16 protein-coding genes are annotated in these 24,252 nt (G+C 59.2%); 10 read left to right on the top strand and 6 right to left on the bottom strand.

The window, feature by feature from the left end; all coding sequences use genetic code 11:
* Positions 1–198 precede the first annotated feature (198 nt).
* The 4 genes from C2L66_RS30515 to C2L66_RS30500 are packed head-to-tail and all read left to right on the top strand — an operon-like array spanning position 199 to position 4,122.
* The gene (locus C2L66_RS30515; RefSeq protein ID WP_060609902.1) at positions 199–1,038 is read left to right on the top strand and encodes an ABC transporter permease subunit; all 840 of its coding nucleotides are present in this window, start codon (positions 199–201) and stop codon (positions 1,036–1,038) included.
* Entirely contained in the window at positions 1,035–1,778 is a 744-nt protein-coding gene (locus tag C2L66_RS30510; protein ID WP_060609898.1) for an ABC transporter ATP-binding protein, read from the top strand. The genes C2L66_RS30515 and C2L66_RS30510 overlap by 4 nt, the downstream gene beginning before the upstream one ends.
* A gap of 40 nt (positions 1,779–1,818) precedes the next feature.
* Positions 1,819–2,823: an NrtA/SsuA/CpmA family ABC transporter substrate-binding protein gene (locus tag C2L66_RS30505; protein WP_060609896.1), complete on the top strand. Its 1,005-nt coding sequence runs from the start codon at positions 1,819–1,821 to the stop codon at positions 2,821–2,823.
* A gap of 51 nt (positions 2,824–2,874) precedes the next feature.
* On the top strand, positions 2,875–4,122 hold the full coding sequence (locus C2L66_RS30500; RefSeq protein WP_060609894.1) for an acyl-CoA dehydrogenase family protein: 1,248 nt from the start codon (positions 2,875–2,877) through the stop codon (positions 4,120–4,122).
* A gap of 46 nt (positions 4,123–4,168) precedes the next feature.
* Here C2L66_RS30500 and C2L66_RS30495 read toward each other — a convergent pair whose 3' ends face one another.
* The gene (locus C2L66_RS30495) at positions 4,169–5,233 is read right to left on the bottom strand and encodes an LLM class flavin-dependent oxidoreductase (RefSeq protein WP_060609892.1); all 1,065 of its coding nucleotides are present in this window, start codon (positions 5,231–5,233) and stop codon (positions 4,169–4,171) included.
* Positions 5,234–5,676: 443 nt separating this feature from the next.
* Here C2L66_RS30495 and C2L66_RS30490 point away from each other — a divergent pair, with 443 nt between their 5' ends.
* The 6 genes from C2L66_RS30490 to C2L66_RS40900 all read left to right on the top strand — a co-directional run bounded on the left by C2L66_RS30490 (position 5,677) and on the right by C2L66_RS40900 (position 13,597).
* On the top strand, positions 5,677–7,647 hold the full coding sequence (locus C2L66_RS30490) for a lytic transglycosylase domain-containing protein (RefSeq protein ID WP_060609889.1): 1,971 nt from the start codon (positions 5,677–5,679) through the stop codon (positions 7,645–7,647).
* Between the two features lie 304 nt (positions 7,648–7,951).
* Positions 7,952–8,320 (top strand): DoxX family protein, encoded by a 369-nt coding sequence (locus C2L66_RS30485; RefSeq protein ID WP_225033122.1) that lies wholly within the window; start codon positions 7,952–7,954, stop codon positions 8,318–8,320.
* A gap of 364 nt (positions 8,321–8,684) precedes the next feature.
* The gene (locus C2L66_RS40905) at positions 8,685–8,990 is read left to right on the top strand and encodes a hypothetical protein (protein WP_146174440.1); all 306 of its coding nucleotides are present in this window, start codon (positions 8,685–8,687) and stop codon (positions 8,988–8,990) included.
* Positions 8,991–9,254: 264 nt separating this feature from the next.
* Positions 9,255–10,976, top strand: a complete 1,722-nt coding sequence (locus C2L66_RS30480; protein ID WP_082670540.1) for a methyl-accepting chemotaxis protein — start codon at positions 9,255–9,257, stop codon at positions 10,974–10,976.
* Positions 10,977–11,405: 429 nt separating this feature from the next.
* Complete coding sequence (locus C2L66_RS30475; protein ID WP_233445081.1) at positions 11,406–13,163, top strand: thiamine pyrophosphate-binding protein; 1,758 nt, start codon at positions 11,406–11,408, stop codon at positions 13,161–13,163.
* A gap of 167 nt (positions 13,164–13,330) precedes the next feature.
* Positions 13,331–13,597 carry a hypothetical protein gene (locus tag C2L66_RS40900; RefSeq protein ID WP_148654655.1) on the top strand — a complete coding sequence of 89 codons (267 nt, stop codon included), beginning with the start codon at positions 13,331–13,333 and terminating at the stop codon, positions 13,595–13,597.
* Positions 13,598–13,656: 59 nt separating this feature from the next.
* Here C2L66_RS40900 and C2L66_RS30470 read toward each other — a convergent pair whose 3' ends face one another.
* The 5 genes from C2L66_RS30470 to C2L66_RS30445 form a co-directional block, all read right to left on the bottom strand.
* Positions 13,657–14,820, bottom strand: coding sequence for an EAL and HDOD domain-containing protein (locus C2L66_RS30470; protein ID WP_060609885.1), 1,164 nt, complete (start codon positions 14,818–14,820; stop codon positions 13,657–13,659).
* Positions 14,821–16,361: 1,541 nt separating this feature from the next.
* A complete protein-coding gene (locus C2L66_RS30460) occupies positions 16,362–17,969 on the bottom strand; it encodes a methyl-accepting chemotaxis protein (protein ID WP_060609882.1) in 1,608 nt (535 codons plus the stop codon).
* A gap of 647 nt (positions 17,970–18,616) precedes the next feature.
* Positions 18,617–20,137, bottom strand: a complete 1,521-nt coding sequence (locus C2L66_RS30455; RefSeq protein ID WP_060610694.1) for a sensor domain-containing diguanylate cyclase — start codon at positions 20,135–20,137, stop codon at positions 18,617–18,619.
* A 555-nt stretch (positions 20,138–20,692) separates the two neighbouring features.
* Positions 20,693–22,417, bottom strand: coding sequence for a methyl-accepting chemotaxis protein (locus tag C2L66_RS30450; protein ID WP_063803407.1), 1,725 nt, complete (start codon positions 22,415–22,417; stop codon positions 20,693–20,695).
* 269 nt (positions 22,418–22,686) lie between these two features.
* Positions 22,687–24,156 carry a carbohydrate porin gene (locus C2L66_RS30445; RefSeq protein ID WP_060609879.1) on the bottom strand — a complete coding sequence of 490 codons (1,470 nt, stop codon included), beginning with the start codon at positions 24,154–24,156 and terminating at the stop codon, positions 22,687–22,689.
* Positions 24,157–24,252: the final 96 nt, after the last annotated feature.

Raw genomic sequence — 24,252 nt, 5'->3', positions numbered from 1 at the left:
ACGACCGTCTCCCCTTCAGAACTGAAAAGCAAAGCACAATAAAGCGTTTGTCTTTGTAGCGCTAACCAGCTTTAAATATGAGGCTCGCCGCCGCGAGAAGTACGCCCTTCCTGACGCGTGGCTTGTCGCCTTCGGATTGGGTGCCCGTCATGGCTCCGCAGCGGAGCGATCTCTTTTCATCGCGATCATGGAGCGCATGTGTCTGATCTAACTTCTTCGCGTCATGGGCATGTTTCGCCCTTACGCTCGCGCGCCGGCGTGTCGAAAGCCACGCTGTACAAGTGGCTTTCGTGGGCTGTTCCGGCGCTTGTCGTCGTGTTGTGGGAAGCCGCGGCACGTCTGGGTCTCATCACATCGCAGGTGCTGCCGGCGCCCAGCAGCGTGCTCGGAACGGCAATCGACCTTGCGCGTAACGGCGAACTGTTCATCCACCTCGGCGTGTCGCTGCTGCGCGCTGCCGCGGGTTTTGTGATCGGCGGAACGATCGGGCTTGCGCTGGGCATTCTCGTCGGCTTCTCGCCGTTCGCGCAGGCGCTGTTCGACCGCTCGATCCAGATGGTGCGCGCGGTACCCTTTCTCGCGATGCTGCCGCTCGTCATCGTCTGGTTCGGAGTCGGCGAAGTCGCGAAGATTTTTCTCGTCGCGCTTGCCGTGCTCTTTCCCATCTATATCAACACGATGCTCGGCATCCGCCAGATCGATCCAAAGCTGATGGAACTAGCGAAGGTGATCGGGCTCGACTGGACCGGCATCGTGCGGCGAATCATCCTGCCCGGCGCGATGCCGTCGATCCTCACCGGCGTGCGCTACGCACTCGCTCATGCATGGCTTGCACTCGTGATCGCCGAAACGCTCGCGACGACCAGGGGCATCGGCTTTCTCGCGATGGATGCCCGTGAATTCCTGCAAACCAATGTCATTCTGCTGACCATGATCATCTACGCGATCATCGGCGTGATCGCCGACGCACTGGTGCGATCGCTCGAAGCCCGCTTTCTGTCGTGGCACGCGAACTACGCGCAAGGAGTACGCCAATGAGCGCGAGCCTCGCTTTGTCCCGTGAATCGAATGTCCTTGAACTCAATGAAGAGCGCGCGGCGCGGCCAGGGCTCGCCGTATCGGTACGCGGCCTGCAACGCCGTTACGGCTCGCGAGTCGTCATCGATGCGCTGGATCTCGACATCAACAAGGGCGAATTCGTCGCGCTGCTAGGTGAAAGCGGCTGCGGCAAGACCACGCTGCTGCGCGCGCTGGCCGGGCTCGATCAGCCTGATGCGGGACAGATCCGCGCGCCAGAGCGGCCTTCCGTCGTGTTTCAGGAGCACCGGTTGCTGCCGTGGGCCACGCTATGGGAAAACGTCGCGCTTGGCCATGAAGCGACGATTGGCCGCGCGGGTGCCGCGCATGCGCTCAATGAAGTCGGCCTGTCCGGCCGTGAAAACGACTGGCCGCGGAACCTGTCGGGTGGCCAGGCGCAACGCGTCGCGCTGGCACGCGCGCTCGTTCGCGATCCCGCGCTGCTGCTGCTCGACGAACCATTCGCGGCACTCGACGCGCTCACGCGTATCAAGATGCACGGGCTCGTCAAGGAACTCGTGGCACGCCATCAGCCCGGCGTGCTGATCGTCACGCATGACGTCGACGAAGCGCTCACGCTCGCCGATCGCATTCTGGTGATGCGCGCGGGGCGCATCGCCGCTTCCTTCCAGCCCAAACACCACACACCACAGGCGTTGCGCTCCGTCCTGCTCGACGAGCTGGGCGTACGTGCTCACTGATCGAATCGCTTTTCAGCATCACATCGAGGACTTTAAAACAATGAACGATCACTCATCTGGCCGCCGCCAGGTTTTGCGGGCGGCGGGTGGACTGCTGGCCGGTCTCGCCGCCAGCAGCGTGCTGCCCGTACGCGCCGCCGAGCCGCGTAAGCTGACACGCAACACTGACACGGTGCGCATCGGCTGGGGCTACGGCAGCCTGCCCGATATCGCGAAGCAACGTGGCGTGTTCGAAAAAACGCTTGCCGCGAAGGACATCAAGGTCGAATGGATCGGCCCGTTTCCGAACCACGCACCGTCCATCCAGGCCGTGGTCGGCAACAGCGCTGACTTCGGCTTCTGGGGCTCGACAACGCCCGCGCTGGCCGCGATGCTCGCCGGCTCGCCTATCGTCTTCACTGCGTTCGACGTCTATTCGCCGCGCTCGACGGCCATCATTGCGAAGAAGTCGAGCGGCATCAATTCGGTCGCCGATCTCGCAGGCCGCAAGGTCGCCGTCAACCGGTCGGGACTCGGCGAGTTTTTGCTGATTGCAGCGCTGGAGAAGAACCATATCGATCGCGACAAGGTTCAGTTCGTCTACCTGAATCCACCCGATGCCGCGCCCGCGTTCGCGCAAGGCAAGGTGGACGCCTGGTCGATGTGGTCGCCGGCCGTCGATATCTCGCGTTTTTCGAACGACGCGCACGACATCTTCAACGAAGGCCGCGACCTCGAATTTCTGATTGACTACAGCTCGCTGGTGACGCGCCGCAAGTTCGCCGACGAGAACTCGGAACTGGTGCGCGCGGTGATCGACGCGTATTACGTCGAAGGCGCGTGGCAGTCGGCGCATCCTGTCGAATCCGAACAGCTCGTGCAGCGCGAAGCGAAATATCCAGACCAGGTACGCGACTATCTGGCGAGCCTCAAGCGCGTCAACCAGTTCCACGAACCCGACGACGCGGCATTCATCGCGCAGTTGCAGCGCGCCGCCGATTGGCTCGCCGAACGCAAGATCATCAACTCGCGCATCAAGGTCGCGGATTACAGCGTCAAGGTTTGATGCAGCCGCCCATGAACGCACACCACACTATCCGCGAGGAGCGCCACACGCATGGCTGACTCTGATCCAACCATCGCTCATAGCGGACGGCCGAAGCTGGTTTCGCCGTTGTCCGTTGCGCTCGGCCTGTCGGGTGTCATCGACGATATCGCATCGACTGCGGCGGAGCGTGAACTGGCACACCGTCTGCCGCACGACGAGATCGGCACACTCAAGGCGCACGGCTTCGGCGCGTTGCGCCTGCCCGCCGATGCCGGTGGGCACGGCCTGAGCTTGAGCGAACTTCTGACGGTAGCCCGCGATGTAGCGGCGGCAGATTCGAATATCGCTCACGCGTTTCGCAACCACTTGTGGCAAGTCGAAGCAGCGCTCCGGCGACGAGATCATCCCTTTCACGCTCACGTGCTTGCATTGACTGCGCAGAAGAAAACGATCGGACTGAGTTTCGCCGAAACCGATGCGCCCGCAGCAGGCGCACGATCGAGCCGCGTGCTCAGCAAGCTCGAATGGGACGATACGCAACAGCACTACGTCGGCTCAGGCGACAAGGTCTACGCGACGGGCAATCTGTATAACGACGCCTTCGTCGGCGTCGCTGTCGAAAGCCGCGAGGGCCGCACCGTGCAATACGTGCTCGAACGTGGCGAAGGCGTCAGCGACGATGACGACTGGCAGGGTTTTGGCCAACGCCTGACGGGCTCCGGCACCGCGAGATTTCGTACTGTGACGGTCCCCGCCGCGCATGTTTATCCGCAGGATCCGCCACGCTCCGACGAAGCTGCGCCTTGGGGATTTACCTTCCATCAGGTGTATCTGACGAACTGCATTGCGGGCATCGCGCGACGCGTCGCGTTGGACGCGGTCGACGTGCTGCGCGCACGTAAGCGTAACTTCTATCACGGCGAAACCGCGCATCCCGCCGACGAGCCTGTGCTGCAGGCCTTGCTTGGCCGCATCCGCGCATATGCCGCGAGCGTCGAGGCGACAGCCGATCGGGCGGTCAGCGCGCTGCAGCGTGCATCGGACGCTTATGGCACGACCGACGAATGCGATGCGACACTCGCTGCAACATTGGCGGCTTCGGAGGCCAAGGTCGTGATCGACGATCTCGCGCCGCAGATTGCCACCTGGCTGATCGATCTCGGTTCAGGCTCGGTTGTCTCACGCGTCGGTGCGCTCGACAGGCACTGGCGCAATATCAAGGTGATTGCCTCGCACAATCCGCGGCTCTACAAAGAACGTCTGCTTGGACAAAACCTGCTGACCGGGAAGCTTCCGCCGACAGGCGCATTCTTCTGATAGCAACAGGCCACGTCGTCACGTGGCCCGCTGTCATTCTGTGCGATCAGCCGGCAAGCAGGCGGCGCACGCGCGGCGCCACTTCTTGCGCGAAGATACGCATATCGGCCTCGAATGGCTGAAACTGCAGCATAAACAGTTCGATGCCCGCACGATGGAACTCAGCGATACGCTGCGCCACCGTGTCGTAATCACCGACCAGCCCCGCCGCCGTTCCGCCGTTCGATCCCACGCGCGCCGATTGCGCGAAAGTCTGGATCATCACCACGTTGGGATCGATATTCGCCTTCTGGCGCTCGCGCAACGGCTTGTCGAGTTCGGCGAGTGCAAAGAGATGCGCAAGGTGTGCGTCGGCTTCGGCCTGCGTCGGTCGCGCAATCACGAACGCCGACAGGCCGAAGCGCAATGGAGCCTGCCCCGCTCGCCGGGTTCGCGCCGATACATCGCCGATCAGGCGCGCGACATCGTCATACGGCTGGCCATTGATGAACCACACATCGCCGTGCGCCGCCACCAGCGAGCGCGCCGGCTCCGACTCTCCGCCCACGTAGATGCGCGGACGTGCGCGGAACGGGTCGGCGGGCCGCAACGCGTAGTCGTCGATACGGAAATGATCGCCGTGATGATTCAGCGTTTCGCCGCGCAACAGCGCATCCACCACTGCGATCCATTCGCGGCCGTATGCATAGCGTTCATCGTGTTCAGGGAACCCGATGCCAGCACGCTCGAGTTCCGGACGGTTCCACGCGTTCACCAGATTGATCGCGAACCGTCCGCCGCTGATGTGCTCGATCTGCTGCGCCATCTTTGCCAGCACGACGGGATGATAGAGATACGGCTTGATCGCAGCGATGATCTCGATGCGCGAAGTCAAAGCCGCCAGTGCCGCTGACGCCGTCCACGCTTCGAGTTGATCGAGCGAAGCGTCGTGCGGGTTGATTGTATGCTGCGCGACGAGCACCGAATCGTAGCCGAGTTGCTCAGCCTCCAGCACGAGTGCCTTGTTGCGGGCCCAGGATGCATCGTAGGGTTCGTCGGGGTCCTGCAACGCTGCACGGCTCCCGTGCACGAGCGCCCAAATACCGAAGCGCGGGAGTGAGGTTGTTGCCATCAGTGCCTGATCGATACACGTCCATTGAGGACATGTATGCTACCGCTGCATTCGTTCGCGCGATCTATTTTGTGCTGCTATCGATTTATCGAAATGGCATGTTGCAAACATGCCGTCGATGCCGCTCAGCGTGTGTTCTGACCGCTCTCTTCAATAGACAAGGCATCGATATTTACTAGGTTCTTGTCGGCTGGACCAACTATTCGTACCAGAACCGCGAGGACGACCCACACCGCGCTCAAGACTTTCTGCAGCGCATTGCCAGGTCCGGCCGCTGATGCACGGCGCGAAACAGCGGCACTCAACTGCCGGGGCGGTCCAGTCATCCGGTTACCAAAGAGCCGAATTGCGGGTTGAGTCCAGTGTTTTTCGACGCTTCGATTCGCCCGGTTGCGGCCTAAGCTTTGGCTCAATGTTCTGCACCGAAACAACGAGAAACAGCGATGTCCACACGACTTCAACGGGCGTCTCGCGCGCTCGGCTCTGCCCTTGCCGTCGTGACACTGGTCATGTCCGGCCCGGCGCTAGCCAGACATCCGACCCCAAGCGCCCCGCTATCCGTCGACGATCAGATTTTCATCAAGCTGCGTGACGCTGCGCGCGACAACGATCCTGCGCGCGCAGCGCGCCTCGCAAGCCTGATTCCGAATTATCCGGCGCCCGCTTATCTCAGCTATTTCCAGATCAAGCCACGTCTGTTCACCGGCGCAGGGCATCCAAATCCCGACGCACCGGACGCGCCGGTGCTGTCCTTCCTGCAACGCTACGACGGACAGGCGATCGCCGACCGTCTGCGCAACGACTACCTTCGCGTGCTCGGGGCTCGGCACGACTGGCCCACTTTCGATTCGCAATATGCGAGGTTCGTTCTCGACGACGACGCGCAGGTGAAGTGCTATGCGCTCGAGTCCCGTCTTGCGCGAGGTGAAAATGTGGCGGACGCGGCGCGGGCCCAGCTCGTGGACTCGAAGTGGTACGGTGACGGATGCGTCGATCTGATCACTGCGCTCTACCGTAACCAGCAGTTCGGTTCGGACGACGTGTGGCAGCTGATTCGCCAGGGCTATGAACAGGGCGCGACGACGACGGCCGGAAGACTGGTCGATGCGCTGGGCGCGGCGCGACCGGACCCGCGGCTCCTCGAGCAGGCAACGAACCAGCCACGTCTGCTGCTCGCAAAAGGCATCCCGCTGGATTCGGCGTCTCATCAACTCGCGTTGCTCGCCATCACACAGTTGGCGGCCGGCGACCCGCAGGCCGCCGAGGCCACCTTCACCGTCATCGCGCCGTCGCTCAGCCTGGCGGAACGGGCTATCGGTTGGGGCACGATTGCCTATCAGGCGGCGATCAGGCAGCTGCCGGGCGCGGTGAACTGGTATCGGCTGTCGGCGAACGCGCCCCTGTCGAGTCAAGCCTACGAATGGCGCACGCGCAGCGCGCTGCTGGCCGGAGATTGGACCATGGTGCGCTGGTCGATCGAGCAGATGCCGGCCGCGCTGCGCGCCCAACCCGCATGGGTCTACTGGTACGCACGCGCGTTGAAGCAGAGCGGCGACGTGATGGCAGCCGACCAGGCATTCCGGACGATCGCGGCTAACTACACCTTCTATGGTCAGTTGGCCTCCGAGGCGCTTGGCGGGCAGATCGTGATCCCGCCGCAGACCCGCGTAACCGACGAGGAAGTTGAACGCGCCAGCCGGATACCAGGCTTTGAACTGGCAAAACGCTTTTATGCGCTAAATCTGCGCACCGAGGGCAACCGTGAGTGGAACTGGCAACTGCGCGGCATGACTGACCGACAGTTGATCGCTGTCGCAGAGTACGCGCGCCGCATCGAGCTTTATGATCGGGCGGTCAGCACTGCAGACAGGACGCAGGCGGAACACGATTTTTCGCTGCGCTACCTGACGCCGTTCCGCGCGATTGTAGAACGCGACACGCGGTCCACCGGGTTCGACGTCGGATGGGCATATGGCCTCATTCGCCAGGAGTCGCGCTTTATTATCAATGCGCGCTCCGAGGTGGGCGCGGGCGGCCTGATGCAGGTGATGCCGAACACCGCTGAGATGGTCGCCAAGAAGATCGGGCTCGGAACGATCTCGCGGGCGAGGTTGAACGAACTCGACACGAACATTCTGCTCGGCACGTACTATCTGTCGATGATCTACAACCAGCTTGACCGTTCTGCCGTGCTCGCGACGGCCGGCTACAATGCCGGCCCTGGACGCCCGCGCAGGTGGCAGGCCAACCTGCCTCGCCCAGTGGAGGGCGCAATTTTCGCAGAAACCATTCCGTTCAACGAAACCCGCGACTACGTCAAGAATGTGTTGTCGAATACGGTTTACTACGCAGCGCTGTTCGATGGCCACCCGCAATCGCTGACGGAGCGGCTTGGCCAGATCGAGCCACGATGACATCGTCCGCAACGCCGATGTGCGAATTGCACGGGCGCAGTAAGTGTGATCCATCCGCGACACGTATAGCGCTCCTTCTACCTCTGGATGCCGCTGTTGTTGACGAATGGCTCTGTTCGCCGCGTTAGCGGCCTTACGCGCAGCTTCATACTGCGCCCGTCGATCAACTAAACGGCCCTTCAGGCGTCGGCATGCCTTGACGATATCGTTCGCTGAAGGGGACGTTCCAGAGTGCGCAATCGAGTGGTCTCAAATGCAATTGGCCGATCTGCCCAATCCCACATAGGTCACCTCACGACGTTAGATGATGCAGCAATGGCGCATGACGATGGCGTTAAACACTGCATCTTTCGAATCGGCTCTCGCGACGATCGTGGCGGTTCTGTTCACGGTTGCTGGCCTGGTCAATCTCGCGGGACCCGGCGCGGTGAAGCGCGACTTTGCGCGCTGGGGTTACCCGGCATGGTTTCATTTTCTCTGTGGCGCACTCGAACTGTCGAGCGCGGCACTTATTGCTGAACAACAAACCCGAGTCTTAGGTCTGATGCTGGCCGGTGCGATCATGGTCGGCGCGCTCTTCACGTTGCTACGAAATCGAGAGCCGTTCGGGCATCTCGCCCCCGCGTTGATCTTCTCGGCTCTCGTTGTGATTACTGTGACGCTCCGCGGTTGAGGCTTGCTCGCCACCAGGCGAGTAAGCCCGGGACGCCAGTAGTACCGGCCTATTTATCCATTCAAGCATCGGACCGTGTCCGGCCCTTCCGCGCCGCGCCTACCCGCGCCCCGTTTGCATCGCAACAATAATGATCAGGATGGTGCGTGATGCCAAGTAGCCTTACCGCCTGCGACTGGTAAGCGCCATGCACCCTGCATGATGTAGCGATTTTTGCACAGCAACATTTCGTCACACAAAAAGAGTATATTGATTCCGGACGCCTCGGGGTGCAGCACGGGTGTCGAACTGTCGCGTAATGACCAGACGCGACTCGCCGTGGGCCACGGCTGAAGAGAGAACAAAAAATTATGCAGGAACAGAAATGAATACTTTCGAACAACTTACCGCAGCAAGCGCTGCCTCCGACGGGCGCCGCGGCGGACCGCATTATCGAGCGTCACGACATCGACGGCCGCTCGCTAACGAGTTCATTGATAACTCTTTGAATCAAACGCAATTGACCGTCGCTGTTGCCGGCAATACGCGCAAGGCGAAGTCCCATGCCGTCACCACACCAACTAAGGAAGTGCAGGTGTGGTGCCCCGAAAACGGGCATTTGACGAAACGACGGTCGAGCTTATCCGACGAAAATCTGTCAGCTGCATCGTCCACTCGCTCACAACGTTGAGTTGACCGGACGTGGAGTCCCTTGCTGGGACGGCGACAAATAATTTTCTTCCTTAGTACTACGGCAGTCATTTTCTCGACCTTTTGGCGAGAGCCCTAAATTCGAATGCAATGCCCGCTTATCCAGCGGAGCAACATCGTGCTTACTGACCGCGAGATTGCGGAGCATGCGTCATGTACCAGCCCGTTGGCCATCCGCCGGCACCTTCGTGTTGCTACCGCTGACCCGTTCTTTCCCGGTTTTTAAAATCCGACAAGGCAAGCTATGAATTTCAGCAACATGAAACTCGGCGTCAAACTTATCGGCGCCTTCGTCCTTATTTCCATAATCAGCGCCATCGTTAGTGGGATTGGCGTGCGTAATATGGCGCTGATAAGTGGAAACGCAGACAGGACCTACCGACAGGACCTTGTCGGGCTTAACCAGATCCAGCAGGCAAACGGCGACGTGCTCAGAGTCGGCACCTATTTGCGTAACGCGATCCTGGCGTCATCGGCTGAGGCGCGCAATACCGAAATCGAAAAGGCGGAGAAAGGTCTGGCCTCAGCACGCGAGCACCTGACGCAGGCTGAACCGCTTGTGTACAGCGAAAAAGGTAAGGCGATTTTTTCGGACCTCGACAAGAGCTGGGAAGACTTCGTCCAGGCATTCAACGAGATGAAAGCCCAGATCAAGGCGGCCGGACCGCAAGAAAAGGATAGCCTGACTCAATACTTGTTGAACGAGTACCACCACAAGGGATACAAAACGCTCGTCCTGATGGGCGACCTCGTTAAGGTTAAACAGGCAGACGCACAGACGACCGCCGCCGACAATGACCAGGTGTATGACCAGGGTCGCGATGTGATGCTTATTCTGGTGGCAATTTCTGTGGTAACCGGCGTCGGCATCGGTGTCTGGCTAACGCGCGCTATCACGCGTCAACTGGGAACTGAGCCTGGAACAGCTGCAGCATTGGCGCAGAGCGTAGCCGCAGGTGACCTTACCGTGCATATCGACCTTCGATCAGGCGATACATCCAGCCTTATGGCATCGATGAAGGCTATGCGCGACTCCCTGACGCGTGTCGTTTCCGATGTGCGCGAAAACGCCGAAGGTGTAGCGACGGCGAGCGGGGAAATCGCGCAAGGCAATCTGGACCTCTCAAGCCGTACAGAGGAACAGGCAGCGTCACTGGAAGAGACAGCATCCAGCATGGAAGAACTCACGGCTACAGTCCGTCACAACACGGACAACGCAAAGCAGGCTGCTACCCTCGCGGGCACGGCGTCGAACGTCGCGCAACGCGGCGGCGAGATTGTGGGGCGTGTAGTCGAGACGATGCATGACATTTCCGAGAGCTCGACCAAAATGTCCGAAATTATTGGCGTGATCGAGGGCATCGCCTTCCAGACCAACATCCTGGCATTGAACGCAGCGGTTGAAGCGGCTCGCGCAGGCGAACAGGGGCGCGGATTTGCCGTCGTAGCCGGCGAAGTCCGTACGCTTGCACAGCGCAGCGCCACGGCAGCCAAGGAAATCAAGGAACTGATTTCCGACTCCGTTAGCCGGGTGGACGCCGGCTCAAGTCTGGTCGAGGAAGCGGGTAGCGCGATCAACGAAGTCGTGACGTCTGTGAAACGTGTGACGGACATCGTGGGTGAAATTTCCTCAGCTTCACACGAGCAGAGCACTGGCATCGAACAAGTGAATCAGGCGGTCAGCCAGATGGACCAGGTGACCCAGCAAAACGCTGCACTGGTGGAAGAAGCGTCGGCCGCTGCGCAATCAATGGCGGAACAGGCCCAACGCCTGCGCACATCGGTTGCGTTCTTCAAGGTCGAAGGCGGACAGACTATGTCCCGCGCAGAGATGCTTCCAAAAAAGCAGCCGAAGCCGGCAACTCGAAGCACTAGCGCACGCTCCGCAGTCGCATCAAGTCTTGTCAGTGCGCGCAGCGCAACCGCCGCCACTGGCGACAACGCTGCGCAATGGCAGACATTCTGATGAGGCAGAGCCGACATGGCCGCTGCATAGACACAGTTTGCTACGACGAAGCTGCGATGCCCCGAAGTAACTGTCCCACGCACGTTTGATAGCGCAAGACAAGAACGATCAACAGCCGGCCGGGGGCGTCCCGGCTTCATCCTTGTCGGCATAGTTGATGCCCCGGAAATCGCCGTCGTGCGCACCCGTCGGTTACGTGCCCTCGATAGCAGAACCGGTAAACGGTAGTCATGGACGGAGACCCACGGTCCGTTTCCCTGTAGAGGGCCGTGGATGCTGCACGAGTCGCGATCACAGTGAAGTGCAGCGCGTTAAGGGCCGTCTCGCCGGCTCCTGAACCAGGCAAGATCCGTTTGTAGCCGACCGTTGAGAGCGCGCCGGATAACGAACGGGTCAGGAACGGTGAGGTTCGATTAACGGTTTTCGTTCATGGTCAGAAAAACTATGTCACACGCTCCTGTTAACGTCTCGAACGCAGTCGTGAAATCGTTGGAGTCGGCGAAGATAGAACACGTTTTTCTCGTTCCGGGAAAGCTCGTCTACCCTCTGCTCGACGCTATTGATGAATCACCTTCTATTCGCGCAATCGTTGCCGCCCACGAGACGGGCAGCGCATTCATGGCGGATGGCTATGCGCGGGCCAGCCGGAAGTTTGGCGTCTGTCTGGGCATATCTGGTCCCGGCACGATGAACTTTGTGCCAGGCATGGCAGCCGCGCAGGCAGATGGAATCCCCGTGCTTTATGTTGTCGGAGGCGTCTCCTCACGAGCAGAAGGTAAAGGTGCTTTCCAGGACGCAACGCCCGGCGGTATCTTCGAAAGCACTGTCGTCACAGGCCTGGTCGATGAAGTCATCGAACTTAAAAACAAGGACAACTTCCTGGCTGAAATGCGTCGTGCAACAACTGGTTTGAACTGGATGCGCCGGGCCCGCTCCTTCCTCAGCATTCCGGTCGATATTCAGCGCGAGACTCTGCCTGGGCACGAGGTTGTCCGCAAACCCTACGAGCACGCCGAATTTAACACCCGGGAAGTTCCTGCAGACCGTGTTGCACTTGATGCGCTGTGCGACCGGTATCTGCTTAAACCGATTAGAGTCGCCTTCCTGATAGGGAGCCGCGGCAACGACCGGGAAACCGCAAGTGCCATTCTGGCGGTCGCCGAGAAATTCCGGATCCCCGTCGCCACAACCCTTTCGGGGAAAGGCGCCTTCCCCGAGAAGCATCCTCTCTCGCTCGGCGTCTACGGATTCTCGAGCCACTCGCGCGCTGCCCGTGCAATCAATTCCGACGAGCTTGATGCACTCATCGTCTTCGGCTGCGACCTCAACCAGCGCGACAGCATGAACTGGAGCAGACGACTGACAACCGGCAAGGAGCTCGTCGTCATTGACGACAGTTTCGAACCGCCAGTAACCGGACACATCGAGCACGCAAGCATTTTTTCCGGGATTCGCGCCTCCTTCCTGTGGCTAGCCAGCAAACAGCCCGAGCCGACGAGTGATTTCCTGATGGCCCTGCACGAAAGAAGGGCGTGGCTGGAGGACATCGGAAGAACGCCTCTGTATGACCCCCAGTTCGAACAATTCCCTGCCCCAACCTCAGGTGAAGAGCCGCCGCTTTATCCCGGCGACGCGGTGAAGCATCTATGCCGACTACTGCCGCCGGACACCAACGTTGTCGTCGACTCGGGCGCTCACCGTATATTCATGGCGCACTACTGGCTCTCGTCCGGGCTAGGGAATTACTTTTCATCGAATTCCCTTGCTCCGATGGGTTGGGCGATAGCCGCTGGGATTGGTGTCAAGCTCGCCGCCCCCGAACAAGCTTGTATCGTGGTTACCGGCGACGGATGCATGATGATGCACGGGACGGAGATTCAGACAGCAGCGCGATACGGGATAAGGATTATCTTTGTCGTCTTGAACAATGCCGCTCACGGCGCGATCCATATCGACGCAATCAGCAACGGCGCCATTTCAGAGCGATTTACCAAACTCCCGACGCATGACTGGACGGCCTTCGCACGGTCACTTGGCGTGACGGCTTGCAAAGTTGAACGCATTGATGATTTCGAGGGAGCGCTCAACGATGCATCACGACAGGACGGTCCATTCCTGATCGAAGTCATGACGGGGGTCTTCCCTGCTCCCAATCGGTACTATGTGGAGGCGGCGGCATGCGCGTGACATGTGGAGTTGCACTTTGCGTAACGAGCTTTGTGCACGCGCAACCAACTGCTTAAGTCAGAAGTCGCAACAAGTAGACGGAAGCCCGGGTGACGGCGGCCCGGCGCCGCCATTTACCCGGTCGCCGCGCGCCGGTCCCCGCCAGAGGCGGAATGCCTCGAGGCGAAGTGGGCAACTCATTTGCCCAATCGGCAGGCGGCGGATATCTCAAGAAAGTGCTTCCGCTGGACAATGGCATCTCGTCGAGTGGCATCAGGCATCGGATTCTTGAGCTCGGGAAACAGCTTGGCCCTGAAATCGGGCGCGCCCTTGCAAAACTACCCCAGCCTGGCGCAGACGAGCAGGTTCGCGAGCGCAATCGTGTCACCGCCATGAGCGGCGACTCGGCGCGGCTACACAATTGCCACCCCGCGAAAGCCCCGGCCGTCACGTGAACATCGTCGCGGGAACGGCGACGTTCACCGACTGCCGGATCAAGTCGGACTCAAGTAGATCAGATACTTATCTCCATTGACTTCGCGAATACCAAGGCTTCTCCCAAATGGCCACTACCCTCTATTAGGGCCGCACAAATATTCTCCGCGAGGGGTAGTTCATACCAGAAACAGGCCGGTTGACGGCCATATTTAATGTCGAGTACCGATATTGCACCGGTCAGTCGAGCGCTGGGCAGTAGCGACTTCTCCTCCGGATAATGGTGCGTGACATATGAGACCATGAGGCAAGACCTTTGCAAGGCAAGAAAAGAAAGCGCCTCGTCCTCCAACGACAACTCATCGACATACAAAATAAGTGCACACCACTGAAACAGTCGATCGTTTCCAACCACTTGCAGTGCGGAGTCGGTCGAGCACAGTCCCTCATAATCCGGACCAGACACCATGGCAACGCTAGAAGCCAACTTCAGCAATTTGGTAAGTAGCAACGGCGATCGCTCGACCGCTCTTACCAGCCGGTGACGCGATGCATCGTCCACAATTAGCTGCATAACTAATATCACCGCTTCCGCTGGGGTTGAAATTTTTCGTCTACTATGTATTTCAGGCCGACTAAAAAAATACCCTTGAAAGAGGGTCGCCCCAGCTTCACGTGCCTGATGAAATGCGCTCCACTCTTCGATTTTTTCGGCGAGAACCTTCTTACCGGCGGACGATAAACTGCGGCAAATTTTGACACGCTCGTCCGGATGTATCGTCAACCAATCGACCTTGACGATATCAACGTCGGAAAGCAATTGGGCCATCTCAGACGTGTAAGCACAGACGTCGTCCAAGGCAATTTTGAACCCTCGCTCTCTTAGGCTTCGGCACGTCTCAATTAGCGTCGGCGTGATGACACAAGTTTCGAGAATCTCTAAAACAAAACGCTCAGGCGGCATTAGTAGCAACGCTGGCGATTTCAGAAAATCTTCCGAACAATTAATGAAGCAAAGGCTTCCCTCCGTCAGCTTCTCGAGTCCAAAGTCAACCAGAGTTGTCGAAAGCACCGAAAGAGTGCTGGTTAGATCGTCTTCTATGCACGCAGTGCTATCGCCCCTTTTTCGAAATAGCAGCTCGTAACCAACGACCCGAAGATCGATGTCCACAATTGGCTGTCGCGCAACGAATGAGTAATTCTCCTTGCTTTCCCCACATTTCGTTCCGGCGGCTAAGTACATTCGACTTCCCGATAAATCATGTCGTTCTTCCGCCAGTAACGGCGGTCGTGCGCTGCGTAATGCATTGGCTCCTGTAAAGACTCGATTAGCCCGATCGCACCCTGCGCCCCATTGACGAACCGGCGGAAATCGACCCAAGGCTGAATATTCGTCCGCGAAAACTATGTATCGACGGATTCGTCGCTAGCGTCGGCTGATCAAAGTAAAACCACTGTGTAATTAGCGATACATTTGCGGGCAATGTCAGATTCGGCAAGCCAACTGAAGTCGCAGATCCGTATCGTCGTCGATTACGAGACGGATACGACCGGGTGAATGCGCGCGTGTCAGGTTACGTAGCCCAGCGTCATAGATATTCGGCGATCATGCTCTCACTACGAGTCACTTTTCGTAGCGCGGCGGTATCCGCCGACCGGTTCAGTGAAAGAAAAGGAGCTATCGGGACTTTCTCTAGATCAGTTCATTATGTCGGCCGCTCCGAAACCGCCTCGTAAAGGCGCTCGAAAAGGCCCGCCTCCAACGGCCATGACGATCCACTGGAATCTGTGACAATCCAGTCACCTTTTGCAACGCACCTCCACCCCTCTGGTGTCGCTATCGCCCAGCCGTCCCCGCGCGCGACTACCGCCGGATGATCGCCCGGCGCCCACCATCGACTCCCGGTGACTAGCTGCGAACGCTTGCGGTAGAACGGCTGCTTGTAACCTCCAAATTCTTTCAATCTTCCCCCCGAATTAAGATGGCATCGCCAGGCCAGTGGGCGGTATGTTCGACATGGGAGTGCCATCATACAACGTGGCACATTGATAAGGATAACTCGTAAATAAGCTCGGGTAATCCATGTATCGACGAAATCCGACATGGATTGCTCCCGGCTCGCGCAAGGAAGCGACGAGCCAGTACCGTCACTTTTCGCGTGGCTTAGGGAAGCGCGTTATGATCAAGTTGCCGCGCGCGTTCCAACAGTCAGCATGGAATCGAACGCCGGAAGCTCCTGCGAGTTCCGATCTCGGTGTCAAATTTCACCACGCGCAAATCGATCACGTACAGCGGCAGTGCGTTTGAAGCGTCGTTATACATGTGCGTCTTCCCATGCCCGATCACCCGATGCTAGAACTAACCCGATGCACGGCCAATCGGCAGCGACGGATTGTGTATTCAGGAAATGCTGATTTGAAGCGTCAGGAATTCCCTCGGGAAGCGCAACGCGAGCCACCGACATACAACAGTTTTTGCGTACCAGCGGCGGCTTGCACAGGCGCGCGACGTTTACGGATGTCGCAAATACGTTTCTCGTCGCGCTGTTCACGTTTTGCATTCTGTGGCGGCTGCTCACGCGTCACCTGGCGGCGATCGCACGCAGCGTCAGCGACTAAGATTTCCACGTGCCGCCGTCCCCCGTTCGTTCTGCAGCGCAAGCCGTCGAGCGCGAAGCGCGGCACATGGCGGAAGCGGCCAGCACCTGCTGGCGGAGAGGGCAGTCTGCGCGACGCTTTGTAACACGCCAGGGAAGTCACTGTGGCGCAGCCGGCTTTTCGCGATCAGCCTACGGCCTTCAGCATCGATTGACCCGCACCTGTGTCGCCGGTACGGAAGAACGCGACAGCTCGCGTCAACTGCCGCCCCTGCTCTTCGAGTGAAGCGGAGGCGGCCGCTGCTTCCTCAACAAGTGCCGCATTCTGCTGCGTCACCTCATCCATCTGCGTGATCGCCTGGTTGATCTGCTCAATGCCCCGGCTCTGTTCGCCCGATGCCGCCGCGATTTCGCCCATGATATCCGTCACCCGGGCGACGGCCTGCGTCACTTCCGCCATCGTTCTGCCGGCTTCACCCGCGAGCGTCGAGCCGTCGTGGATCTTCTGCACCGACGAGTTGATCAGATCCTTGATCTCCTTAGCCGCGCTCGACGAGCGCTGTGCAAGACTTCTGACTTCGCTGGCCACTACAGCAAATCCACGCCCCTGCTCACCGGCGCGCGCAGCCTCTACGGCGGCATTCAGTGCAAGGATGTTTGTCTGAAAAGCAATGCCTTCGATTATCCCGGTAATATCCGCGACCTTCGTCGAGCTCTCACTGATTTCGGTCATCGTCGCCACGACGCGCCCAACCACGCTACTGCCTTTCTGCGCGACTTCAGACGCGTTGGCGGCTAGCGCACTCGCCTGCTGTGCGTTCTCCGCGTTCTGTTTCACGGTCGATGTCAGTTCCTCCATGCTGGACGCGGTTTCCTGCAGCGACGACGCCTGTTGCTCGGTGCGGGACGAAAGATCCTGATTGCCGGTGGCAATCTGGCTTGACCCGGTGGCAATATTGTCAGCGGACGACCTGACCTTTCCGATCAGATCGACGAGGCTGGTCCGCATCTCGCCCATGGATGCGAGCACGCTACCCGACGGGGCATCCTTCGTACCGGCAACGGGGCCAAGATCACCCGTGGCGACCCGTTGGGTCGCTTGAGCCAGGGCCGTCGGCTCAGCGCCTAGCGCGCGTAGCAGATCACGCGTAATCAGGACGCCGGCGAGCACCGCTATCGCCAGAGAACCCAGACAGATGGCAATCAGCAGATTGCGCTGACTCCTGAACTGGTCTTCCGCCTCGCGGACCATTTCCACGGCACGTTCGCGGGTAGCGTCCGCATACTCGTTGGATGCCTTGATCAGGGCAGCAAGCAGGGGTCGGCATTTTGTATCGATTTCGTTGATCGCAGCTTCCTTCTGACCGCTCAGCGCCAGCCGGTCGATGTCCAGCGCCACGGGTTTATAAAGCGCCTCGATTCGTGAAATCTCTTCCGCGAGAGCGCGCGTCTTCGTGCTCATGTCCTGAGCGACAGCAACCATCGCGTTGAATTTTGCCAGTCGACTTTCGACGGCCTGTTCTGCATCGTCAACAGCTCTCTTCTCTGTTTCGACGTCGGCAGGCGTGGTGACGAGAACCAGATTGCGAACTGCCATTGCACGATCGTCAACGGAGGCACGAAGTGAGGCGGCCATTTCAGCGCGAGCGTTGATGCCGTTCACGTAACCGGCAAACCGCTCGTTGGAATCGTTCAGTGCTTTCAGTGCCAGCAGCGAACTGATCAGGACAACCATGACAAGCAGCCCGAAGGAAACGGTCAGCTTAACTTTCACCGGCAAATTCGTTAATTTCATGTGCACTCCCCTTGCGACTATTCGCGTGATGAAACGACACTCCGCAGTTTGAGACACCTACGTTGGCTTTCGAAGATGTCGCGCCTTGCATAATGCATAACGGCTCAAAAACGTCCTTACTGAAGCGGGAGCAAACCTCAGTGTGCTTCCTGCCAAGCTTTGCTCGACACGGAATTTTTCTGTCAGTGCAACGCGTCTGTTGGTAAGCCCAAGACGCCGCGGCTCGAATTCGGCCTCAACTCGATCAAACGCGCCGAGACCCGTCGAGATGCCGACACACTTGCCAACGGCTTCCCCGCACGCATTGGCCAGCGGCGCCACGGCAGCGAAGAGGCTTTGTCACATTGCCAAGCTAGCCGCGCAGAATTCCTATGATGAATAATTCCTGATTGCTGCTACGGTCATCATTCAGTTGAGCTTGCGCGGTATTGAAGACTGCTGTTCGAGGCGCTGAGTTTGAGCAGAGGACCTGCATCCAGATACGGCAGCGTTGAGACGATAAAGCACGCCCTGCCGAAACATTCGGCTACGGGGGCTTAGGTCCCGATTTGTCGCTGTCACTCGAATGCGGAAATGGCTTAGCCATCTCGAAGGTGCGTCCTCGCGAAGCTCGATGCTTAAATAAATGAGGATTCGGACGGAACGGGTCATGCTGAGCCTGCGAGCGGTTCCGCCTGCGCGCAACACACACGATTCCTGCCATTGCGCTTGGCGCGGTAGAGCGCCATGTCCGCCTGATGCGACAGCGCATCTACGGAAGCGTGCCGCCCGCGCCGACTTGTGGCACATCCGATGCTGACGGTGAATGCCGGTACCGTCTGCGCGCATCCGTCGAGCCGGTTGCGCTCCACCTCGCGGCGAATCGCCTCGGCGACCCGCGCGGCACCGTGGTCGTCCGTATCGGGCAACACCGCGACGAATTCTTCGCCGCCGTAGCGTGCGGCGAGGTCGCCGCGCCGCCGCGTATGTGCGCGGATGCATTCGGCGAGAAAGCGCAGCGCCGTATCGCCCAGTGCATGCCCGTGCTGATCGTTGTACTGCTTGAAGTGATCGGCATCGATGAATAGCACTGAAAGACTGCCGCCGCTGCCACGCTGCAGCCGCTCCCATTCGTCGGCCAGCGCGGTATCTAGCGCGCGGCGATTATGCAGTCCGGTCAGCGGATCGGTGCGGGTGAGGTCGGTGAGCAACTCCTGCTTTCGCAGGTTGTCGCGCAGCGCGAATGCAAGCAGCCATACCGCCGCACAGAACATCGTGCCGATGGCGGATGCCGAAACGCCGACCGTCCAGGACAGGCGCGTAACACCAGCGAGTACATCGCGCTCGGCCGGCGCGACGACAGCGATCAGCGGCGTGCCTGGTACCCGCTGGTATGTGTACAGCCGCGTGATGCCGTCGATGCTCGAACGTGCGGGATAGAAGCCCGATTCGCTGTTCACCATCCGCTCGAAGGCTTTCGAGCGATGCAGCTGGGCCACCTGGTTTTCATTAAGCGGCGGGTTTCTCGCGAGGATCGTGCCGTCCACGCGCAGGATCGCGCTGACCCCACTCGGGCCGATGTCGAGGCGGGACAGAAGCTGCTCAAAATAGCGGAGATCGATGGCTACTACCGCGATGCCGTTAAACGCATGGTTGGGTCGTTCAATTCGCCGCGAAAGCGCGATGGATTGCCGGCCGTCTCGCGCGCGCGCGCGATACACTTCGGAGACGTAGAGGCCGATGTTCTCCGAGTCGCGATGGACACGGAAATAATCTCGATCGCTGAAGTTCCAATGGTGTGTTGGCCCGCAACATCCGTCGATCAGCTGGCCGTGCTCATCCGTTGCGCCCATGCCTGTCAGGTATCGCGCTGCGGGGCGCCCGAACAACAAATCGTGGCGCAATTTAGGATCCATCCGTCTCACTGCGGGTTTGCTTAGACTGGATGCGAGCGCGATCAATGCGCCGTCAGACGTTTCGACCGTGCGCCCGATTTGGGTGGCGAGTATAGCGGCGACGTTTCGCGAAGTTTCACGCGCACGATCCACCGCTTCATTGTGTGCCGCCCACAGCGTCGCCGCGCTGATGCCGAGGGCGGCTAGCGACATCAGCGTCCCCATCGCGCCAACCAACAGATGGTTGCGTCCGGCCCAGTCGGCGATTTTCTCGATCGAAGTGAATGCGGGCATGTTCACGCTCATGTGAAAGCCGGCTGCAAGTTCCGCGGCGCAGACCAAATCCGTGTTAACGGCGCGACGGTCAGGAAATCGAGGTCGGTATGGCGTCGCAGGGATTTCGCTAACAAGTGCCGCGACGGTACGCCTGCATATTCAGAGCGGTGTGTCATAGGCGTATGCCACAACCGATTCACCGCAGTCGGGATGATTCTGACATTCCGTCGTTCGTTCGCAGTTCGATATATTGCGCGGAGTACGAAAGTGGGGGAATTCGCGCGACTGCAAGGCAACGGCCGCTTCCCCCACCCGTGGAGGGTCAATCTGCACGGTTTCGCACATTTACGCATTGATTGAGGTGTCGACCTGGCCGATGAAACGACTCGACAGGGCGAGTGTTCTTGTTCCTCAGCACTGGCACGCGTATCCGGTAGGTTCGCGACTGCGTCCCATGAAGGCGAAACAGGCATCGTAATGTCGGCGGCGATTGCACTCTCGCTACCCACAGAGTTCCCATACCCGTGGCATGACGTCGGATTCGGAAACGCGCGAACGTGATGTATCTCATGATTAGAACGCTTCCCACTCTGCGTTCGCCATTTCGGCTGGGGCGGCAACTGATCTTGCAGACGAGGCATCCAGTGCCTTCTTCGCTCTCGCCGGTTGCACCCGGTGCGCGAGCGGAACCTTGGAAGCGGGCGGGCGAAGACTGATTTGCGCTAGTGCCATGCTTACTGCAGGTTGCCCTGTTCCGGCCACCTTGAACACGGAAACGGCATCCTTCAGCCTGGTCGCCTGTTCCTCGAGAGACTGCGCCGCCGCCGCTGCCTGTTCGACCAACGCCGCATTCTGCTGGGTCACTTCATCCATCTGGCCAACGGCCTGATTCACCTGTTCGATGCCGCGGCTTTGCTCTTCAGACGCAGCCGCGATTTCGCCGACAATATCGGAGACCTGTTTAATCGCCTGCTTGACCTGCCCCATCGTGGAACTGACCTCTGCAGCCTGCGTCGCACCGTCCTGAATCGTTGTCACAGAGGAACTTATCAGCTCCTTGATTTCCTTCGCGGCAGCAGCGGACCGTTGCGCCAGACTGCGAACCTCGCTCGCCACCACAGCAAAGCCTCGTCCCTGATCGCCAGCACGGGCAGCTTCAACGGCGGCGTTCAACGCAAGGATGTTCGTTTGGAACGCAATACCTTCAATAACGCCGGTGATTTCGGAAATCTTGGTTGAACTGCTGCTGATATGCTGCATCGTCCCGACCATGGCCTGAACCGAGTCATTGCCCGTATCGGCCATGTTCGTGGCTGACGTGGCCAGTACGTTAGCCTGCCGGGCGTTGTCAGCGTTCTGCTTTACCGTTTCGGTCAGCTGCGTCATGCTAGCTGCAGTTTCTTCGAGCGATGCGGCCTGTTCCTCTGTCCGGGCAGAGAGGTCGAGATTGCCGCTAGCAATTTCGCGCGCTCCCACAGTAACGGACGCGGCAGACGTCTTGATTCCGCGGACCGTATCGCTGAGTTGCTGGTCCATTTTCTTCAGTGCGTCGAGAAGTTGGCCAAACTCCCCACGTGAGTCGACTACGATCTGATTTTCCAGACTGCCGCTTGCGATATGGTTCGCCACGTCAACAGCCCTGTTGAGCGGCTTCGAGATCGCACGGAGCAGATAAGCTGACATGCAAACGGCAACAACAATGCCAACGCCAAGAAGCGCGATTGCGCTCCACAGCGTAGTCCTGAACGTCGACCCACTATCGTCGACAAATCCTTGGGCCTGAGCCAGTTCGAGTGCGGCTGCCTTGTCCAGAGCATTGCTTATAGTCTCAGACACCGGAACAATCTGCTCAATCGCAGAAGCTGCTGCGTCGAGATTACCTGCGCTCGCAGCCGTTATAGCTTCGTTCGCGAGTGCTGCAAACTGGGGCAGGCTTTTCCTGATTCCCTCGGCGATCTCGCGTTCCGTGTCGCTAGATACACCATCTGAGTAATAGCGATTCCACGACTTGTTGATCCGGTCAAATTGTTGTGGCATGGCCGCACTGAATTCCGTCGTTTTGGCCGAATCGTGAGCTACCTGAATACGCCTTAGCAGTAGGCGCACGTTCAGTTGGGCTGCACGAACTTCCGACAGTTCAGCAATCGGAACGGTACTGCCAGAATACCCGCCGACCACGTTCGAATTGAGCCTGGACAACCCGTACGCCCCAAAGAGTCCGATCATTGCCATTAGTATCACGCACACACTAAACGCGAAAATGATCTTGAATCTGATCGTTTGTACAAAGTTGGCCATTGTGTCCACCTAGGAGTTGATGCCCGGTTCGATACTGCAAAACCGATGGGCACGGGCCAGCATCGCCAGGCCCTGCATTGGTGAACGGTAATATGCGTCGTTTATTTATGGCAAAGATACTGAATTTACATTAGGGGTTCGCTTCTTTTTTTGTAGGGATATACGAATACGGGAATATACGGACGACACAACCCGGCGTGGAAAAGGCTAAGCATCGATCATCCTTCATTCCTTCGCTTCTGCGCAAAAGGATCTAAAGTCCAGAATGTTCAGAACGTAATGTTCGTGCGGACGCCGACGACGAACTCATTGCCGATACGTGAGCTGGCGTTGTCCGGTTGAGGAATCCCACCCGAAGGACGGAAAAAGTACTGCGCGTCCGCCTGAAGGATCCACCAGGGCGTGAATTGACACTGATACGTCGCTTCGATCACAGTCTCGGCGCTGCGCGACGGATAGCCTGGCGTGGTCAGCGCGGCCGTATCGCTGGCGAGGTCTCGCGCGTGCGAGCCGATCTTCGCGTAGCCGACCGCAATCCCGGCGATGTCGTTATCGCGCCCGTTGAACGGCGCCTTGAGCGTCACACCTGTATTCACGCCGAAATCGATCAGATTGCGGTCGCCCGGCGCGCCCATCACGCGTGCAAATACATTGACCGAGCGTGGACCCTCAGCCGATGGACGCCACACCATCTGGTCCGCTACCGCATACAGGCTGTAGTCGCCTGTGTGGCTTTTAGGGATGCCGGTACTCGTCGGGTCGGCGAGCGAGCGGCCCGTGTTGTCGAAACGCTGATCCGCGAAATGCTGCGTGTTGTACCAGAAGCCGAGTTTGTAGGTACCCGGCAAGCCTGACGAAGCGCCTTGATACGCAGGATTCTCAGGCGGCGGATTCAACGCGTACTGCACTTCGCCGATGACGAGCGCGCCATTGTGCAGGTTGAAGTTTGTGCCGTGTGCGTTCTGCTGTTGTGGATCGCCCGTGTTGCTGCCAGCGGGATTACCGCCGAACACGCCTGCGAGTACCGTCCATGCATCCGACGGCTTCACACGCACACGGGCGCCGAGCGTCGATAACGGATACGCCGGGCCACCGGCAGGCATGTCTATCGAAGGCAGTGCGGGCCAGCCAAAGGTCGCGTTGATGAATGGCGCGGCGTTTTGGCTGACCATGAATTCCTGATCGAGACTTTGTTGCCCGATCTTTACGTCTGCCTTGCCGCCAAGCAGTGTCTGCTGATACCAAAGTTCCCACAGACGCGTACTTGCGTCGCCCTCGATGCCGCTCGCGGTTTGCAGCGTCTGCAGATTGCGTTGCGTCAGGCTGGTGCCGTGAATCTGCAACGCCGACACATTAAAGCTGCCGCCCGCGAGTCCGATCGCCTTATCGAGGTCCACACCGACGGCCAGTTGTGTCAGGCCATCGTAAGCGCCGCCGCGCCGCGTGCCGCCCGTGAGATTACCGAGGTATTCACTCGTTTCCTGCAAGGCGAGTGTCACGCCGTACTGGCCGAGCAAAGGACGCAGGCCACCCATGTCACCCAGCAGAGTCGAACCCTCCCAGAATCCTGTTGGCGCAGCGTTGCTATCCGCGGCGGCTTTCGAAGCGGGTTCTGCGGGAGGCGTGCTCTCGGGCGCCGTTTGCGCGTGGGCGATCGACATCATGCCGAACGAGACCAGCGCGCTCAGACCGGCAGTCATTGCGGACGACAGCCATGTTGTTATCAGTTTTTTCTTCATGACGGGCAGGGCCAGGTTGCGCCCTGTCTGTTCACGGACAAGGGCGTTGTAGTAATAGGAGACGCGCGATATGGCGCAAGCGTGAAGCCAGGCGAT

The organism is Paraburkholderia caribensis, from assembly GCF_002902945.1.
GTDB classification, from domain to species: domain Bacteria; phylum Pseudomonadota; class Gammaproteobacteria; order Burkholderiales; family Burkholderiaceae; genus Paraburkholderia; species Paraburkholderia caribensis.
This window is presented reverse-complemented; position numbering and strand designations above follow the sequence as displayed.

Coding starts and splice junctions, on each gene's coding strand:
- C2L66_RS30510 (WP_060609898.1), top strand. CDS start 1,035: ATGAGCGCGAGCCTCGCTTTGTCCCGTGAATCGAATGTCCTTGAACTC.
- C2L66_RS30505 (WP_060609896.1), top strand. CDS start 1,819: ATGAACGATCACTCATCTGGCCGCCGCCAGGTTTTGCGGGCGGCGGGT.
- C2L66_RS30500 (WP_060609894.1), top strand. CDS start 2,875: ATGGCTGACTCTGATCCAACCATCGCTCATAGCGGACGGCCGAAGCTG.
- C2L66_RS30495 (WP_060609892.1), bottom strand. CDS start 5,233: ATGGCAACAACCTCACTCCCGCGCTTCGGTATTTGGGCGCTCGTGCAC.
- C2L66_RS30490 (WP_060609889.1), top strand. CDS start 5,677: ATGTCCACACGACTTCAACGGGCGTCTCGCGCGCTCGGCTCTGCCCTT.
- C2L66_RS30485 (WP_225033122.1), top strand. CDS start 7,952: ATGATGCAGCAATGGCGCATGACGATGGCGTTAAACACTGCATCTTTC.
- C2L66_RS40905 (WP_146174440.1), top strand. CDS start 8,685: ATGAATACTTTCGAACAACTTACCGCAGCAAGCGCTGCCTCCGACGGG.
- C2L66_RS30480 (WP_082670540.1), top strand. CDS start 9,255: ATGAATTTCAGCAACATGAAACTCGGCGTCAAACTTATCGGCGCCTTC.
- C2L66_RS30475 (WP_233445081.1), top strand. CDS start 11,406: ATGGTCAGAAAAACTATGTCACACGCTCCTGTTAACGTCTCGAACGCA.
- C2L66_RS30470 (WP_060609885.1), bottom strand. CDS start 14,820: ATGTACTTAGCCGCCGGAACGAAATGTGGGGAAAGCAAGGAGAATTAC.
- C2L66_RS30460 (WP_060609882.1), bottom strand. CDS start 17,969: ATGAAATTAACGAATTTGCCGGTGAAAGTTAAGCTGACCGTTTCCTTC.
- C2L66_RS30455 (WP_060610694.1), bottom strand. CDS start 20,137: ATGCCCGCATTCACTTCGATCGAGAAAATCGCCGACTGGGCCGGACGC.
- C2L66_RS30450 (WP_063803407.1), bottom strand. CDS start 22,417: ATGGCCAACTTTGTACAAACGATCAGATTCAAGATCATTTTCGCGTTT.
- C2L66_RS30445 (WP_060609879.1), bottom strand. CDS start 24,156: ATGAAGAAAAAACTGATAACAACATGGCTGTCGTCCGCAATGACTGCC.